11 protein-coding genes and 2 rRNA genes are annotated in these 16,557 nt (G+C 46.7%); 9 read left to right on the forward strand and 4 right to left on the reverse strand.

The features are described from left to right. The first annotated feature begins 223 nt into the window (after positions 1-223). From AC060N_RS02225 to AC060N_RS02240, 4 genes are all read left to right on the forward strand, one after another. Positions 224-3,106: ribosomal RNA gene (locus AC060N_RS02225) — 23S ribosomal RNA — on the forward strand. Positions 3,107-3,329: 223 nt separating this feature from the next. After that, positions 3,330-3,440: ribosomal RNA gene (gene rrf, locus AC060N_RS02230) — 5S ribosomal RNA — on the forward strand. Positions 3,441-3,737: 297 nt separating this feature from the next. Beyond that, entirely contained in the window at positions 3,738-5,765 is a 2,028-nt protein-coding gene (locus AC060N_RS02235; protein ID WP_479525695.1) for a putative porin, read from the forward strand. A 48-nt stretch (positions 5,766-5,813) separates the two neighbouring features. Further along, complete coding sequence (locus tag AC060N_RS02240; RefSeq protein WP_479525696.1) at positions 5,814-7,256, forward strand: MltF family protein; 1,443 nt, start codon at positions 5,814-5,816, stop codon at positions 7,254-7,256. Here the strand turns inward: AC060N_RS02240 and AC060N_RS02245 are convergent. The 3 genes from AC060N_RS02245 to AC060N_RS02255 are packed head-to-tail and all read right to left on the reverse strand — an operon-like array spanning position 7,243 to position 10,221. Continuing rightward, a complete protein-coding gene (locus AC060N_RS02245) occupies positions 7,243-7,884 on the reverse strand; it encodes an NUDIX hydrolase (protein WP_479525697.1) in 642 nt (213 codons plus the stop codon). The genes AC060N_RS02240 and AC060N_RS02245 overlap by 14 nt on opposite strands. A 40-nt stretch (positions 7,885-7,924) precedes the next feature. Further along, positions 7,925-9,190, reverse strand: coding sequence for an ABC transporter permease (locus tag AC060N_RS02250; RefSeq protein WP_479525698.1), 1,266 nt, complete (start codon positions 9,188-9,190; stop codon positions 7,925-7,927). A gap of 44 nt (positions 9,191-9,234) precedes the next feature. Then, positions 9,235-10,221 (reverse strand): lysylphosphatidylglycerol synthase transmembrane domain-containing protein, encoded by a 987-nt coding sequence (locus AC060N_RS02255; RefSeq protein ID WP_479525699.1) that lies wholly within the window; start codon positions 10,219-10,221, stop codon positions 9,235-9,237. A 162-nt stretch (positions 10,222-10,383) separates the two neighbouring features. Here AC060N_RS02255 and rsmA point away from each other — a divergent pair, with 162 nt between their 5' ends. After that, positions 10,384-11,169 (forward strand): 16S rRNA (adenine(1518)-N(6)/adenine(1519)-N(6))-dimethyltransferase RsmA, encoded by a 786-nt coding sequence (gene rsmA, locus AC060N_RS02260; protein WP_479525700.1) that lies wholly within the window; start codon positions 10,384-10,386, stop codon positions 11,167-11,169. On the opposite strand, the gene AC060N_RS02265 is transcribed toward rsmA, so the two are convergent. Then, on the reverse strand, positions 11,166-12,416 hold the full coding sequence (locus AC060N_RS02265; RefSeq protein WP_479525701.1) for an ABC transporter permease: 1,251 nt from the start codon (positions 12,414-12,416) through the stop codon (positions 11,166-11,168). The genes rsmA and AC060N_RS02265 overlap by 4 nt on opposite strands. A 158-nt stretch (positions 12,417-12,574) precedes the next feature. Here AC060N_RS02265 and purH point away from each other — a divergent pair, with 158 nt between their 5' ends. Genes purH through mreD form a run of 4 tightly spaced genes read left to right on the forward strand, consistent with a single transcriptional unit; the run spans position 12,575 to position 16,544 of the window. After that, positions 12,575-14,098 (forward strand): bifunctional phosphoribosylaminoimidazolecarboxamide formyltransferase/IMP cyclohydrolase, encoded by a 1,524-nt coding sequence (purH, locus tag AC060N_RS02270; RefSeq protein WP_479525702.1) that lies wholly within the window; start codon positions 12,575-12,577, stop codon positions 14,096-14,098. Between the two features lie 38 nt (positions 14,099-14,136). Continuing rightward, positions 14,137-15,159: a rod shape-determining protein gene (locus AC060N_RS02275; protein WP_106543198.1), complete on the forward strand. Its 1,023-nt coding sequence runs from the start codon at positions 14,137-14,139 to the stop codon at positions 15,157-15,159. 55 nt (positions 15,160-15,214) lie between these two features. Further along, a complete protein-coding gene (mreC, locus tag AC060N_RS02280) occupies positions 15,215-16,048 on the forward strand; it encodes a rod shape-determining protein MreC (RefSeq protein WP_479525703.1) in 834 nt (277 codons plus the stop codon). Continuing rightward, complete coding sequence (gene mreD, locus AC060N_RS02285) at positions 16,038-16,544, forward strand: rod shape-determining protein MreD (protein ID WP_479525704.1); 507 nt, start codon at positions 16,038-16,040, stop codon at positions 16,542-16,544. Before mreC ends, mreD begins: the two co-directional genes overlap by 11 nt. The last annotated feature ends 13 nt before the right edge of the window (positions 16,545-16,557 follow it).

Consider the following 16,557-nt stretch of genomic DNA (forward strand, 5'->3'; position numbering starts at 1 on the left):
GTAAACACCAGGGAGCGGCTTACCGGATGAAGAGTAAGCAGGCAGAAAAGTTCATAAAGAAACGTATTGGAACACGAAGGATTAGGCTGGCGCCTGAAAGAGGAAAGGGTTCGATTCCCTGTAATCCACATATCCTGAAAGGGATGAAGTTCATTGACATGCTGGAAGAAAAACAACAGAGTTACAAGAGAAACGCCGAAGGATAAAACCTTCGAAAAGGCGAGAGAAAGTACGAAAGGGCGTACGGGGGATGCCTTGGCTCTCAGAGGCGACGAAGGACGTGATAAGCTGCGAAAAGTCGCGGGGAGGTGCAAATAACTGCTAATCCGCGAATATCCGAATGGGGCAACCCACCATATGTAAGTATGGTATCCTGTTATGCAGGAAGCTAACCCGGAGAACTGAAACATCTAAGTACCCGGAGGAAAAGAAAACAAAAGTGATTCCCCTAGTAGTGGCGATCGAACGGGGAAGAGCCCAAACCGGAAGTGTTTCGGCACTTTCGGGGTTGTAGGACTGCGATATACGAAGTAAGACGAAACGGAAGTGTTCTGGAAAGTCACACTACAGAAGGTGAAAGTCCTGTACGTGTAAGGCTTGCGGAGTTAGCAGTATCCTGAGTAGGGCGGGACACGAGAAATCCTGTCTGAATTTGCCAGGACCATCTGGTAAGGCTAAATACTACTGAGAGACCGATAGTGAACCAGTACCGTGAGGGAAAGGTGAAAAGCACCCCGAACAGGGGAGTGAAAAAGTACCTGAAACCGTACGCCTACAAGCGGTCGGAGCCCCTTTGGGGGTGACGGCGTGCCTTTTGCATAATGAGCCTACGAGTTACTCCTCACTGGCAAGGTTAAGTGGTTCAGCCACGGAGCCGAAGCGAAAGCGAGTCTGAACAGGGCGAACTAGTCAGTGGGGGTAGACGCGAAACCATGTGATCTACCCATGACCAGGTTGAAGTCCCGGTAACACGGGATGGAGGACCGAACCAGGGGACGTTGAAAAGTCCTTGGATGAGTTGTGGGTAGGGGTGAAAGGCCAATCAAACTTGGAAATAGCTCGTACTCCCCGAAATGCATTTAGGTGCAGCCTTGGTTATGAGTCTTGCAGAGGTAGAGCTACTGATTGGATGCGAGGGCTTCACCGCCTATCAACTCCAGACAAACTCCGAATGCTGCAAGATGCTCACCAGGAGTGAGGGCGCGGGTGCTAAGGTCCGTGTCCGAGAGGGAAAGAACCCGGACCATCAGCTAAGGTCCCCAAGTGTATGTTAAGTTGAACAAACGAGGTCTGATTGCTTAGACAGCTAGGATGTTGGCTTGGAAGCAGCCATTCATTTAAAGAGTGCGTAACAGCTCACTAGTCGAGCGGTCGGGCGTGGATAATAATCGGGCATTAAACATACCACCGAAGCTATGGATTGTAAATTTATTTACAGTGGTAGGGGAGCATTCCGGTCAGCGCTGAAGGTGTACTGCGAGGTATGCTGGAGCGTCCGGAAAAGCAAATGTAGGCATAAGTAACGATAAGGCAGGTGAGAAACCTGCCCGCCGATAGACTAAGGTTTCCTGATCAACGCTAATCGGATCAGGGTTAGTCGGGACCTAAGGCAAAGCCGAACGGCGAAGTCGATGGCGAATCGGTTAATATTCCGATACTTCTCTAGACTGCGATGGGGTGACGAAGTGATGAAAGACCCGCGTACTGACGGAATAGTACGTTGAAGGGCGTAGCCGTTGAACTGCGTAGGCAAATCCGCGCGGTGAGGTGAACCCCGACAGTACCGAGAGCCTTCGGGCAATCGGATAGTGGTCCTAAGGGCTTCCGAGAAAAACCTCTAAGCTATAGGTGTAGAGAACCCGTACCGTAAACCGACACAGGTAGTCAAGGAGAGAATCCTGAGGCGCTCGAGTGATTCGTGGCTAAGGAACTAGGCAAAATGGCCCCGTAACTTAGGGAGAAGGGGCGCTGGCGCGAGCCAGCCGCAGTGAAAAGACCCAGGCGACTGTTTATCAAAAACACAGGGCTATGCTAAATCGCAAGATGATGTATATGGCCTGACACCTGCCCGGTGCCGGAAGGTTAAGAGGGGATGTTATTCGTAAGAAGAAGCATTGAATCGAAGCCCCGGTAAACGGCGGCCGTAACTATAACGGTCCTAAGGTAGCGAAATTCCTTGTCGGGTAAGTTCCGACCTGCACGAATGGTGCAACGATCTGGGTACTGTCTCGGCCACGAGCTCGGTGAAATTGTAGTAGCGGTGAAGATGCCGCTTACCCGCAACGGGACGGAAAGACCCCGTGAACCTTTACTGCAACTTCACATTGGTTCTGGGTAAGTGATGTGTAGGATAGGACGGAGACATTGAAGCGGGTTCGCCAGGATTCGTGGAGTCATCCTTGAAATACGTCCCTTTGCTTGCCTGGGGCCTAATCCCTAACGGGAGACAGTGTGTGGTGGGTAGTTTGACTGGGGTGGTCGCCTCCAAAAGAGTAACGGAGGCTTCTAAAGGTGCGCTCATGGCGATTGGTAACCGCCAGCAGAGCATAATGGTATAAGCGCGCTTGACTGTGAGACCTACAAGTCGATCAGGTAGGAAACTAGAGCATAGTGATCCGGTGGTTCCGTATGGAAGGGCCATCGCTCAAAGGATAAAAGGTACTCCGGGGATAACAGGCTGATCGCTCCCAAGAGCTCATATCGACGGAGCGGTTTGGCACCTCGATGTCGGCTCGTCACATCCTGGGGCTGGAGAAGGTCCCAAGGGTTGGGCTGTTCGCCCATTAAAGTGGCACGCGAGCTGGGTTCAGAACGTCGTGAGACAGTTCGGTCCCTATCTGTTGTGGGCGTAGGAGACTTGAGAGAGCCTGACGTTAGTACGAGAGGACCGCGTTGGACATACCTCTGGTTTACCAGTTGTTCCGCCAGGAGCACCGCTGGGTAGCCATGTGTGGAAGAGATAAGCGCTGAAAGCATCTAAGCGCGAAGCTCGCCTCAAGATGAGGTCTCCTTAGAGGGTCGTTGGAGACTACGACGTTGATAGGTCGCAGGTGTAAAGACGGTGACGTCAAAGCCGAGCGATACTAATTGCCCGAAACTTTCCTTGCCGGTTTTATAAATTGGTGTTTTTGTTGTAATGAAATTGTTTTCTTCCAGGGTTCATGTCAGTAATAGTAAGTTTTAAGTCGAAAGATTTAAGTTTTAAGAAAAGGGAGAACGCCGAAAAGCGAAGTCCGGCCCGACATCAAAGAGCATCTTAACACTTAACACCTAAAACTTAATCACTATTACAAAAGATATTGTATAGCTGAAAAGCAAAGCTGAAAACTTTAGGTGGCTACAGCGACGGGGTTCCACCTCTTCCCATTCCGAACAGAGAAGTTAAGCCCGTCAGCGCCGATGGTACTGCAGAGATGTGGGAGAGTAGGTCGCCGCTTATTTTATTAAAGCCCGGTTCCTTTATTGGAGTCGGGCTTTTTATGTAAAAGCATGATATCACTCTATATCTTCAGTTCATTATTAACAATAATTAATAAGCTGACGATAGCAGTTTATCTTTGTTAAAGAATAAATTACCAGCGAGTTAGTAAGCGGCTGGTTTAACGATAGTTTAATAAATCGGCAAAAACTTATATTAACTGGCCTTGCAGGGCATTTGATATGAAGCAGACCATATAACATATGATAAAATGGTCGCGGAGTAATGTCACGACGCCGAAATAGCTATCTTTGCGCAGATGAATTTTCAGAGACAAATAGGACTCTTGTTTATCCTGCTGGCGTTGGCCGGCACGGTGAAGGCTCAACGTGGTATGCCCGAGAATGTGGGCAAGCAACGTCTGTCTGCCAATCCACAGAAGAAGGACTCAAAGGACTCCATTGTTTCGATCATTCATGTATTTAATATGGTGGACGGCTTGTCGCGTCCGCAGCGCGTACAGCTTGATACAGCCTTGACGGATTTTCAGGAGTACAAGCCCTATTACGAAAATAATATTTCGGTGCAAAACCTGGGAAACTTTGGGACGGCTTACCAAAGCAACCAGTTCTTCAACCGTAAGCAATATTCCGATTTCATTTTTCTGAATAATCACGGAGCGTACGGCGTCTGGCCCAGGACGACCGATTACTACAATACCACTACTCCTTATACCCTATTGCAATACGGGCAGTGGTTCAATAACCGGCCCAATGGCGAAACCTGGCTGGATGTTTTGCACACACAAAATGTATCGCCCGAGTTTAATTTTGGGATTCATTACGGCTCGATTGGTTCGCAGGGGCAATACCTCAATGCGGAAGCAAAAGACAATAACCTGAGCATGTTTTTGAGCTACAATGGCCCGAAATATGACCTCTGGTGTACCGTCGGGCACAACAGTTTTAAGAATCAGGAAAGTGGTGGATTGCTTCGCCCAACGGATGTTAAGAATCCGGATTTGAAGCCGGAGAACATGCCGGTTTGGCTCGATGGCGCCAACTCGAAAATGCAGAATCTGTACGCGAGTTTATCGCACCAGTTTAAAGTAGGAAGCTGGAAAGAGGTGAAAGAGGAGAATGAGATGTATCAGAAATTCGTTCCCCGTGTGGCTTTCATGCATACCATCGATTTTGCTAACAGTCAACGCGCATTCACCGAAACGGACCCGAATCCGTATTTTGTGTTTAATAATCCAGTGGATACAGTTTACTTTTACGGAAAAGGACACCAGCCATTGATCAATTCAAAAGTAGGGACCACATCCGATTTGGCTACCAACGATAAAGCTGGTGAAACAAGGGTTACCAATACTTTTCGGATGAAAGTCCTGGAGTCGGCTGACCGGAAGTATTCTTTCGGCAAGCAGGCATTCATCGGAAACGATTTGATTAAAGTTTACTACCCGATGAAAGGTGCGAACGACACCGTTGGGTTGACACAGTCGCACAACCTCACGAATACGTATATCGGTGGTGCATTGTACCGTACCGAAGGAAAGTTCTGGAGTTGGAACGCTTTTGGAAAATACTACATACAAGGATATAAATTTGGTGATTTTGACATCAGTGGTTATGTCGAAAAACCCATTCGCACCAAGCGTGATACCTCGGTGCTTCACATTTACGGAAGAATGCAAAACGAGACGCCGGATTATTTCTTGCAGCATTACTTCTCGAATCACTATGAATGGGACAATAACTTCGATAGAACCTACAACTTATCAGTGGGCGGATATTATGACAATCCGCATTGGCGTCTGACCACTGGTGCCGACTATCGTATCGTTAATAACTATATTTATTTTAACGAGAACGCTGTGCCCGAGCAGGCAAGCTCGGAGTTCTCTGTCATGCAGGCTTATCTGGCCAAAGAATTTGTGGCAGGAGGACTACATTTCTATAACAAGTTTGTTTATCAATGGACTACTACTGATAAATATCTTCATCTGCCGGAGATCATGTTCCGGAACCGTACTTATTATCAAACGCTGGTTTCGCAGGTTTTGCATGTGCAAATCGGGTTTGATTTTCATTATGAATCCAGTTACTATGCCGATAATTATAATCCGGCGACTGGAATGTTTTATGTTCAGAATACCGAAAAAGTCGGTAACTACCCTTGGCTCGATGCCTTTATCAATCTTAAACTGAAACGTACCCGGTTCTATTTAAAATATTCGAACCTGGGTGAAAAGTTTATGAACGGGGGCTATTTCAGAACCCCAACTTATCCCGAACAGATTGCAACTATGTGCTTTGGCGTAGCCTGGTCGTTCTATAACTAGACCGCCCGGCATTTGGCACGTTTGCAATTATTCCCTTACATTTAGCTTATGAGAACCAGAAGATACATAATTCTTCTCTTCGCTGTTTTCTCTTTACTGGTCATTTCATGTGAGCGGGCTACTGCCCCAACACGTGTCGAGGATGACCATTTCCCGAAACAAACGAACGAATTGGACAAAGTCCTGAAAGACGGGAAACTGAAAGCAGTTGTAGATTATAACTCCACCAACTATTTTGTCTACCGTGGTCGTCCCATGGGATTTCAGTATGAATTGCTGAAAGCCCTGGCCAAACACATGGGAGTAACACTGGAAATCAATGTGCGGAATAACCTGGAGGAGACATTTAATGATTTGAATGCCGGCCGGGTTGATCTCGTGGCCAAAAACCTGACGATAACGAAAGAACGTAATCAGATTGTTTCGTTTACTTACCCATTGGGACAAACCCGTCAGGTGCTGGTGCAGCGAAAACCCAGGAACTGGCGTCAAATGACCGAAGAGGAGATCAATCAACATTTGATCCGTAATCAGCTCGACCTTGCCGGGAAGACAATTTATGTGCAGAAGAATACCGCTTACGCGGAAAGGATGCGCAGTCTGTCCGACGAGATTGGAGCTGAAATTCACCTGAAAGAAGACTCGGTTTACGGCGTGGAACAGTTGGTAGCCATGGTGGCCGAAGGAAAGATAGACTACACGGTTTGCGACGAGAATGTGGGAAAAGTCAACGAAGGCTACTACCCCAACCTCGATGTGAAAACTCCGGTCAGTTTTCCTCAGTACCTGGCTTGGGCAGTCCGGAAAGATTCGCCTTCGCTGAAGCAATACATCGATGAGTGGATTAAGAATTTCCGCAAGTCGGACCAGTACCGGAAACTGTACAATAAGTATTTTCGTAATCCGCGCACAGCTTCTATCGTGCAGAGCAATTATCACTCGCTCAATGGGAACCATCTTTCGCGCTACGATTCTATCATTAAGAAAGATAGTAAGGAAATTCACTGGGACTGGCGTCTGGTGGCTTCAATCATTTACCAGGAATCGCGCTTCGATCCCCATGCCGAATCGTGGGCAGGAGCCGTTGGCTTGATGCAGTTAATGCCCGAAACGGCCGATTGGTTCAATGTAAACGATCTGTTCGATCCGAAACAGAATATTTACGGCGGAACGCAGATGCTTTCGTGGCTCGACAATTATTTTTCCGACGATATTCCGGATAAGACCGAACGGTTGAAATTCGTACTGGCGGCTTACAACGTTGGTTTGGGACACGTACTTGATGCTCGTCGTTTGGCCCGGAAATATGGGAAAGATCCGAATATTTGGGATGGTAATGTCGACTACTTCCTGCTGCACAAATCAGTGGCGAAGTATTACAAGGACCCGCTCGTGAAGTGGGGATATTGTCGCGGAGAAGAACCTTACAACTATGTGAAAGAGGTTTGGGATCGGTACCTGCATTACCGAAATCTGTTTAAGGCGTCCTGACGGGCATCTGTTTCAGAACTTCCCGGAATTCGGAGAAAATCATCGCGGTAGCACCCCAGATGATATGACCGTTGAAGCGGAAACAGGGAACTTCCCTGGGACCGTTTCGCGTCTCAATCTGCGTGGTTTGAATAGCGTCGGGGGCCAGTAATTCGTTGACCGGAACCAAAATCAAATCATCCACTTCGGTGTGATTGATCTGAAAATCCGGCTTCGATTCGCTCCAGCCAACTACCGGTGAAATAAAGAAGTTGCTGACCGGAACGTATAACGGGCTTAGTCTACCTAAAATATCGATGTTGGAAGGAAGCACTCCAACTTCCTCCTGCGATTCCCGTAAGGCGGTAGCAATCAAATCGGGGTCCTGTTCTTCTTGTCTTCCTCCCGGGAAGGAAATTTGGCCGGCGTGATTTTTCATTGTTTCCGGCCGCCGGATGAAGCAGGTGAAAAGTTGATCATTGTCTGGGAATAAAGTCAGCAAAACACCACTTTGGTTGACAGACAAATCACTGGTAACCGGCTTTAATTTCCGCCCGACCGGAAGGAGCAAACGATGGGCTTTTTCTCCCGGAAGGGAATGCGAAAGAGCAAACCGGAGATAGGATTGTATGTGATAAAAGTCTGTCATAGATGCATCTGAATTTAAAAACTTTCCATTGAAAGCTTTTTCAATCGAAACGGATGGCTTTGTCAGGCGTGATGCGGGAGATGTACCACGAGGGAATTACCAGCATCGATACAGTAATCACCAGCGTTCCGATATTCAATAAAACAAAGTGAAGTAGCTTAAGGTTGATGGGAACGGTGTTGACGTAGTATGAAGTCGGGTCGAGTTTGATGATACCGAACTGTGCCTGAAGGAAACAAATCAGTAAACCAATGATGTTGCCCCACAGCATTCCTTTTCCGATAAGGAAAGTAGACAGGTAAAGAAACACCTTCCGAACACTCATATTTTCAGTTCCCAGCGCTTTCAAAATACCAATCATGTTGGTGCGTTCCAGGATCAGGATCAGCAGACCGGATACCATGTTGAATCCTGCAACCATTAAAATCAGCGCCAGAATAACCCAGACGTTCATGTCAAGGAGGTTCAGCCAATCGAAAATCTGCGGATACTTATATTTGATACTCACGGTCCGCAAAACCGGTAAGTTTTTCTGGTCCTCGTATCGAAGCGTGAGATTGCGAACTTCCTGCGTCATGTGGTCAATCTCGTCGTAATTGTTCAGCGCAACTTCAAAACCACTGACCTGATTGCTCGTCCAGTTATTCAAACGTTGAATGTGCTTGATGTCGGCCAGAATAAACAGTTTGTCGAACTCTTCGAGATTGGTTTTATATATTCCGGTTATTTTAAACCGTCTCATGCGCGGAGCACTCGAGGCATCGTTCAGGAAATACATGAACAGCGGATCTCCCAACTTCAGTTTCAATAAGTCGGACAGCTGCTGCGAGATAATGACGTCGTCGGTACGAACTGAATCGGTCACATGAAATATTTTGCCCTCGACCATGTTTTTGCGGAAAAAGCTCCAGTCAAAATCGGGGCCGACTCCTTTTAGCACAACACCCTGAATTTCCTTTTTGGTTTTGATGATACCGGGTTTGGTGGCAAACATCTCCACGTGCCTGACATCGGGCATGCCTCGCAGTGAGTCGAGCCACGGCTGTTGTTTGGGGACGGGCTTGGTTTCGTATGACGAATTGGAATCGTAGTTCACCACTTGAATATCGGAACCAAAACCAATTACTTTCTTGCGGATTTGCGATTTGAAGCCGGTGACAATTGCTACGGAGAGAATCATCACGATAAGTCCCAATGCTATACCGATAATGGCGAATGAAACAATGGAACGCGAAAACCGCTTTTTCCCCTCGCGGGTAGAAAAAATCCTACGTGCTATATATAGTTCTGTGTTGATTCGGGACACCTTGGTAATGATTTTGCGTAAAGGTAGCGAAAAATTCTCCGGTGCTAAGCCCGGCGACGGTTAATGAACGGCAATGCCCAAAGGGAAATCAAACCGACGATAAGCATCATAGACGTTTGGGCCGCATGTACCAGAAAGGCAAAAATAACGCCGTTACTCTTCGCCACACCATAAAGAGCCAAACCTTCGATGGTCATCACGTGCCAGGCACCAATTCCTCCCTGAACCGGGGCCACCATTCCATAACTTCCCAACACAAATACGGTCATGCCGGCCAGAATAGGTAAGCCGCTGGTGAACCCAAAAGCCTGGAATGAAACGTAGCTCATCAGGAAGTACATGGCCCAGATAAACACGGTGTGAAAAACAAACGCCAGCTTATTATCCATGCTTTTGAATGAGCGGAATCCTTCTCCAAAATTGCTGAGTACTTCGTTGAATTTTTTAGCTGCCGGCAGATGGCCGTATTTCTTCCGGAAGATAATGAGGGCTGCAATTCCGAAAATTACAGCTCCAGTTAGTACCGGCGAAGTGAGAACAGCAAGCACTTTGTCTTCAACTTCCGGGTTGTGGTGAAGGAAGAGCAACATCTCGTCGAACTGTGTAACAAACACAAATAGCGTAAGCAGCAGAAGCATGATGACGTCGACGAAGCGTTCGAGTACCACGGTACCCAGCAGTTTCGACATCGAAATATCTTCGTATTTTGATAGTGCACCGCAACGCGAAACTTCGCCCAAACGCGGAAGGGCCAGATTCATCAGGTAGCCAATCATCACGGCAAAAAAGGTGTTGAGTTTGCGGGGCTTTTTTCCTAAAGGTTTGATCAGGATGACCCAGCGCAAGGTGCGACTGATATGACTTAGCAGGCCAAGAAACAGTGAAAACCAAATCCAGCGATAATTGACGTCATTTTTCAACACCGATTTAATGCGGTCGATATCCTGACCACGGTAAACCAGCCAGAAGAGAAATATGCCTAATGCCAAAAAAATTAGTGCCTTGGCTATATCGAGTATTTTTTTCTTCAAAACGATTCGGGTTTTTGGATTGGTAAATTACCAGGGCAATCTACTATCGTCTTCGGGCGAAAGCCACTGAATTTTTGTACTTTTGGACTTCTTTTAAGTTGAGCAAATTTAGCTTTTTTCGGGAAACACAACACATTTAGTCTAAGTCTTGATAACTCGGATATGACAGTAAGGGCAAAGAAAAACCTGGGACAGCATTTTCTAACGGACAAAAATATTGCCCGCAAGATTGTGGAGAGCCTGCAGAAGAAGGATATTAAACAAGTGCTGGAAGTTGGGCCGGGTATGGGCGTGTTGACGCAATTCCTGTTGGAAGAAAAAGACTTGCAGACCTATGTGGTGGAAATTGATCGGGAGTCTGTTGCTTATTTGCACGAACATTACCCGGAGCTTGGAGACCATGTGATTTCGGGTGATTTTCTGAAGATGAATTTATCGGAGAAACTTACCGGACCTTTTGCTTTGATTGGAAACTTCCCCTATAATATTTCTTCCCAGATTTTTTTCAGGGTACTGGAATACCGTAATCAGATTCCCGAAGTGGTTGGAATGATCCAGAAGGAGGTCGCTGAGCGAATTGCAGCCGGACCCGGCAGTAAAACCTACGGAATCCTGAGTGTGCTGCTGCAGACCTGGTACGATATCGAGTATTTATTTACAGTACACGAACACGTTTTCTCACCGCCACCTAAAGTAAAATCGGCTGTTATCAGGTTAACCCGAAATGAGGTGGAATCGTTGGAATGCGACGAAAAGCTGCTATTCACTATCGTGAAACAAAGCTTTAATCAACGGCGCAAAACGTTGCGAAACAGTTTGAAGGGACTTGTTCCGGAAATCGATACGCTCGATCCGGTTTGGCTGAAGAAGCGTCCGGAGCAGTTGTCAGTTCAGGAGTTTATTGAACTGACCCGCGAAATAGAAAAGGTACGCTCGTCCGGAAATTAAACCGTGTTGATCGCTTCAACCGGGTCGAGGCCGGACGCCTTTCGTGCCGGTAACATCCCGGCTACTACTCCAATGGTCGCTGAAATGAAAATTCCGGTGAGAATGTTTCCCAGCGTTAGCGAGATCTGGAAGGACGAAACATGACTGACAAAAACGGCCCCGCCATATACAATTAGTAGGCCAATCAATCCTCCCATAACGGAAAGCACGACCGATTCGAAAAGGAACTCCAGCATGATGAAATAATTTTTCGCGCCGAGCGATTTCTGGATTCCGATGATCCGCGTCCGCTCCCGAACCGAAACGAACATGATGTTCGCAATACCGAAACCTCCCACAAGGATAGCAAATCCCCCGATGATCCATCCCGCCAGGTTGAAAACCCGGAAGAAATTATCGAGCTGGCCCGAAATCAGGCTCACTTCGTTTAGTGCAAAATCGTTTTCTTCGCTCGGTTTCAGCCGCCGGATGGAACGCATTACTCCCTCTAAATCGTCGTGGAGCCGCTGTGCTGATACACCTTCTTTCCCTTTTACAATGATACTTTGTCCCATATCGCTGCGTATGTCGACCATGCGGGCGGCAAATTTGATGGGAAGCAGCACCCGCTTGTCCATGCTGGTACCAAACATGTCTTCACCCATTTTGGTAAAGACACCGATGATATAAATTTTATAGCCTTGTATTTTGATGGTTTTCCCAACCGGATTTTCATTCGGGAAAAGTTGTGATGCCACATCGGCTCCCAGCATACCTAGGTTCCGTGCTGAATTCATCTCAATTTCGGAGAATGCCCTTCCGCGTGCCACATCCAGTGACCAGATCTGAATCAATCCGGGCGAAGTTCCCATGATTTGCACATTCTCGGCACTATTTTTCCCCACTTGTACGGTGCGCTGAAAACCGACATTAAACGACGCGTCCTGGGACAGTTGCGAGCGCCGCAAAATGTCATCCGCTTCCTGTAGGCTGGGAACCGGGCGGTTCAGGTATTTCCACCAGGGGTATTCCGTTTCTCCTTCGGGCGGAGCCCACGGCCATTTCTGAATATAAATTACGTTACTACCCAACGACTCCATACTATTGCGAATGGCCCGTTCCAGCGAGTCAATCACGGTTAAAACTGATATAATACTGAAGATGCCGATCGTAATTCCTAAAAGCGAAAGAAATGTCCGCAATTTGTTTACGATTAAAGCATTGTATGCAAAACGGAAACTTTCGAGTATGAGTTTGAGTAAAAGCATAGCGTTTAATGGTTGTTTAAAGGTAGGAATAATTTAAAAAGGGACCTTGGCTCGCTTTTGTTTTTATGTTTATTGAAAATATTATAAATCAATTTATAAAAGGCCTGAAAACTTACGGCTTTTTATTAACTTTGCGGGTAAAAGTTAAATAATTATAAATGAGCGGCTTAAAGAAGATAAAATCAGCGTTGATTTCTGTTTATCACAAAGATAAACTGGATCTCATTGTTCAAAAACTGAATGAGCTGGGGGTAACGATCTATTCGACCGGGGGCACACAAAAGTTTATTAGTGAATTGAATGTGCCGGTATCAGCAGTTGAAGATTTAACCACGTATCCTTCCATTTTAGGCGGACGAGTAAAAACGCTTCACCCGAAGGTGTTTGGTGGAATCCTTGCTCGCAGGGAGAATGAAGGGGATAAGGAACAGCTGAAACAGTACGAGATTCCTGAGATTGATTTGGTAATTGTCGACCTTTACCCCTTTGAGGAAACGGTTGCCACGGGAGCTTCGGAAGCCGATATCATTGAGAAAATTGATATTGGTGGAATTGCGTTGATTAGGGGAGCCGCCAAGAATTTTAATGATGTACTGATTGTTTCCCACCGTGGTCAGTACGAAGCGTTGCAGGCTTTGCTCGATGAAAAAGGAGGAGAAACTTCGCTGGACGACCGGAAAGCTTTCGCCGGAGAGGCATTTGCAACTTCTTCGCATTATGATACTGCTATTTATAATTATTTTGCTGGCGAATGGCCGGAAAATTTCCGTGCCAGCCAGAATGAGTCGAAGTCGTTGCGCTACGGCGAAAACCCTCATCAGAAAGGTGTTTTCTTCGGCAAGTTTGACGAAATGTTCGAGCAACTTCACGGCAAGGAGATTTCATATAACAATTTGCTGGATATTGATGCGGCTGTCAATTTGATTGACGAGTATGACGACACGACATTTGCTATCCTGAAACACAACAACGCCTGCGGATGTGCCAGCCGCGAGAATCTTGTAGAAGCATGGAAAGATGCATTGGCCGGTGATCCGGTATCTGCTTTTGGTGGAATTTTAATTACCAACCGGGAAGTAGATGCGGCTACCGCTGCCGAAGCGAATAAGATTTTCTTTGAGGTAATTATTGCTCCTTCCTATTCAGCGGAAGCACTCGAAATTTTGGAGAGTAAGAAGAACCGTATCATCCTGATAAGGAAAGAGGCGAAGACGCCGGATGTACAGTTCCGGAGTGTGCTGAATGGGGTGATTGTGCAGGAAAAAGACAGGAAGCAGGAAGTAGCCGAAGAACTGAAGCCGGTAACAAAAAAAGTACCTACAGCAGAACAGGTGGAAGATTTATTGTTTGCAAATCGCTTGGTTAAACAATCAAAATCGAATACGATCGTTCTAGCTAAGGGAAAACAACTGCTGGCGAGTGGCGTTGGCGAAACTTCCCGGGTGGATGCACTGAAGCATGCCATTGAAAAAGCAAAATCATTTGGTTTTGATTTGAAGGGCGCTGTGATGTCATCTGATGCGTTCTTTCCATTTGCCGACTCGGTAGAAATTGCACATAACGAGGGGATCGATTGTGTGATTCAGCCGGGGGGATCAATTCGGGATAAAGACTCCATCGAATTCTGCGATGCGCATGATATGGCGATGGTCGTAACCGGAATCCGGCATTTTAAACATTGAGAAGTATTAACAATAAATGAACTAAGACACGTATACGTATGGGCCTATTCTCGTTTCTTACCCAGGAAATTGCCATCGACCTTGGTACGGCCAATACCATCATTATTCATAATGATAAAATTGTTGTTGATGAACCATCGATTGTGACCATCGATATGAAAACCGAAAAAATGGTCGCCATCGGGGAGAAGGCAAGGCAGATGCAGGGGAAAACACACGCGAATCTGAAAACCATCCGTCCGTTGCGCGACGGGGTGATTGCTGATTTTAACGCGGCTGAACAGATGATCAGAGGGATGATTAAAATGATTCATCCGAAAAGCCGTTTGTTTTCACCGGCATTAAAAATGGTAGTTTGTATCCCGTCCGGTTCAACGGAAGTGGAGATCAGGGCGGTACGCGACTCGTCGGAGCATGCCGGCGGACGCGAAGTTTACATGATTTACGAACCGATGGCGGCCGCTATTGGTATCGGCCTCGATGTAGAAGCACCCGAGGGAAATATGATTGTCGATATCGGAGGTGGTACTACCGAGATTGCCGTTATCTCGCTTGGCGGAATTGTGACGAACAAGTCCATCCGTATTGCGGGTGACGACCTGACCGGCGACATCATGGAATACATGCGTCACCAGCACAACATCAAGATTGGCGAGCGCACGGCAGAGGAGATCAAAATCAACGTAGGAGCTGCATTGTCTGAGTTAGAGGATGCACCATCGGATTTTATCATCCAGGGACCGAACCAGATGACGGCATTGCCTATCGAAGTTCCGGTATCTTACCAGGAAATAGCGCATTGCCTGGAAAAATCGATTTCGAAGATTGAAACAGCTATATTGAGTGCATTGGAGCAAACTCCGCCGGAGTTGTATGCCGATATCGTGAACCGCGGTATCTGGCTGGCAGGTGGTGGTGCGTTGCTGCGCGGGCTCGACAAACGCCTGTCCGATAAGATTAATATTCCGTTCCATATTGCTGAAGACCCGTTGCGGGCTGTGGCCAGAGGAACCGGAATTGCACTGAAGAATGTGGACAAATTCTCATTCCTTCTTCGTTAACATGAAATAAAATTAACGCGGACCAGGGAGGAGTATATTCCTCCCTTTTTTGCCTATGAGGAGTTTACTACGTTTTCTGGCTAAGTACCACGCCGTATTTTTATTTGTATTTCTGGAAGTGTTGTCCATCATGATGATCGTGAAGTACAATAATTATCAGCGTGTCAAATTTTTGAATTCCAGTAACCAGTTAACCGGAAGCATTTATGACGGTTATTGGGGGATTGCGCAGTATTTTTCCTTGAAACAGCTCAATGACGAACTGGCTGAAGAAAATGCCAAGTTGCGCTCGGAGTTGATGCGCGAAGAGCTTTCGAAGATAGGAAACGATGCTCCGCAACAAGATTCACTGTATCAGCAAAACTTTTTCTTCCTCACTGCCAAAGTGATTAACAACTCGGTGAACCGGGTTCATAATTATATTCTGCTGAATAAAGGCTCGCGACATGGAATAAAACCCGATATGGGAGTGGTTTCCAGCAATGGTGTGGTCGGTGTGGTAACGAACGTGTCGAAAAATTACTGTACCGTTATTTCGCTCCTGAACAACCGGTTGAAGATTAGCGCAAAGATCAAGCGTAACAATTATTTTGGTTCGCTTACGTGGAATGGCGATGATTACCGCAAGGCCGAACTCGACGAAATTCCGTTTCATGTGGATGTGGCCAAAGGCGATACCATCGTGACGAGTGGTTATTCGGCCATCTTCCCGGAAGGATTGATGTTGGGGACGGTTTCTGATTATTCACTCCAGGGAGGTAGCAATTTCTACAAAATTACGGTTGACCTTTCGGTCGATTTCAAGAATCTGGTGTATGTAGATGTCATTCAGAACAAAACACGTGACGAAATACTGAAGCTCGAATCAACGGACGAAAATGATCAATGATATTCTGAAATACGGCATAATGTACGTTGTGCTGGTCCTGGTTCAGGTCCTGCTCATCAACAATGTGCAATTGGGGGGGATGTATTCTCCTTTCATCTATATTCTTTTCATCTTATTGCTGCCGTTCGATACGCCCCGTTATCTGTTGCTGATACTCGGTTTTTTACTGGGATTGACGATTGACGTTTTCTCCAATACGCCGGGAATTCATGCATCAGCTACGGTATTCACAGCTTTCTTGCGCCCGGGAGTTTTGATGTTGATCTCTTCCAGGGACACGTATGAACCGGGAAGTGCACCGCGAATCAGTACGTACGGTTTCGAGTGGTTCCTGAAGTATGCTGTTATCCTGGTGTTGGCGCACAACCTGTTTCTTTTCTTTGTGGAAGCATTTACCCTGCACGGGTTATTTCATACCTTGCTTAAAGCAATCATCAACGCCTTTTTATCGATAATTTTAATAGTTTTGAGCCAATATCTGGTATTCCGGAAATAGAACGGTTCGAAAT

Source organism: Prolixibacter sp. DSM 2831 (assembly GCF_056493735.1).

What these genes read in the sequence shown, in the direction of transcription:
- AC060N_RS02235 (WP_479525695.1), top strand. Translation starts at nt 3,738, where the DNA reads ATGAATTTTCAGAGACAAATAGGACTCTTGTTTATCCTGCTGGCGTTG.
- AC060N_RS02240 (WP_479525696.1), top strand. Translation starts at nt 5,814, where the DNA reads ATGAGAACCAGAAGATACATAATTCTTCTCTTCGCTGTTTTCTCTTTA.
- AC060N_RS02245 (WP_479525697.1), bottom strand. Translation starts at nt 7,884, where the DNA reads ATGACAGACTTTTATCACATACAATCCTATCTCCGGTTTGCTCTTTCG.
- rsmA (WP_479525700.1), top strand. Translation starts at nt 10,384, where the DNA reads ATGACAGTAAGGGCAAAGAAAAACCTGGGACAGCATTTTCTAACGGAC.
- AC060N_RS02265 (WP_479525701.1), bottom strand. Translation starts at nt 12,416, where the DNA reads ATGCTTTTACTCAAACTCATACTCGAAAGTTTCCGTTTTGCATACAAT.
- purH (WP_479525702.1), top strand. Translation starts at nt 12,575, where the DNA reads ATGAGCGGCTTAAAGAAGATAAAATCAGCGTTGATTTCTGTTTATCAC.
- AC060N_RS02275 (WP_106543198.1), top strand. Translation starts at nt 14,137, where the DNA reads ATGGGCCTATTCTCGTTTCTTACCCAGGAAATTGCCATCGACCTTGGT.
- mreC (WP_479525703.1), top strand. Translation starts at nt 15,215, where the DNA reads ATGAGGAGTTTACTACGTTTTCTGGCTAAGTACCACGCCGTATTTTTA.
- mreD (WP_479525704.1), top strand. Translation starts at nt 16,038, where the DNA reads ATGATCAATGATATTCTGAAATACGGCATAATGTACGTTGTGCTGGTC.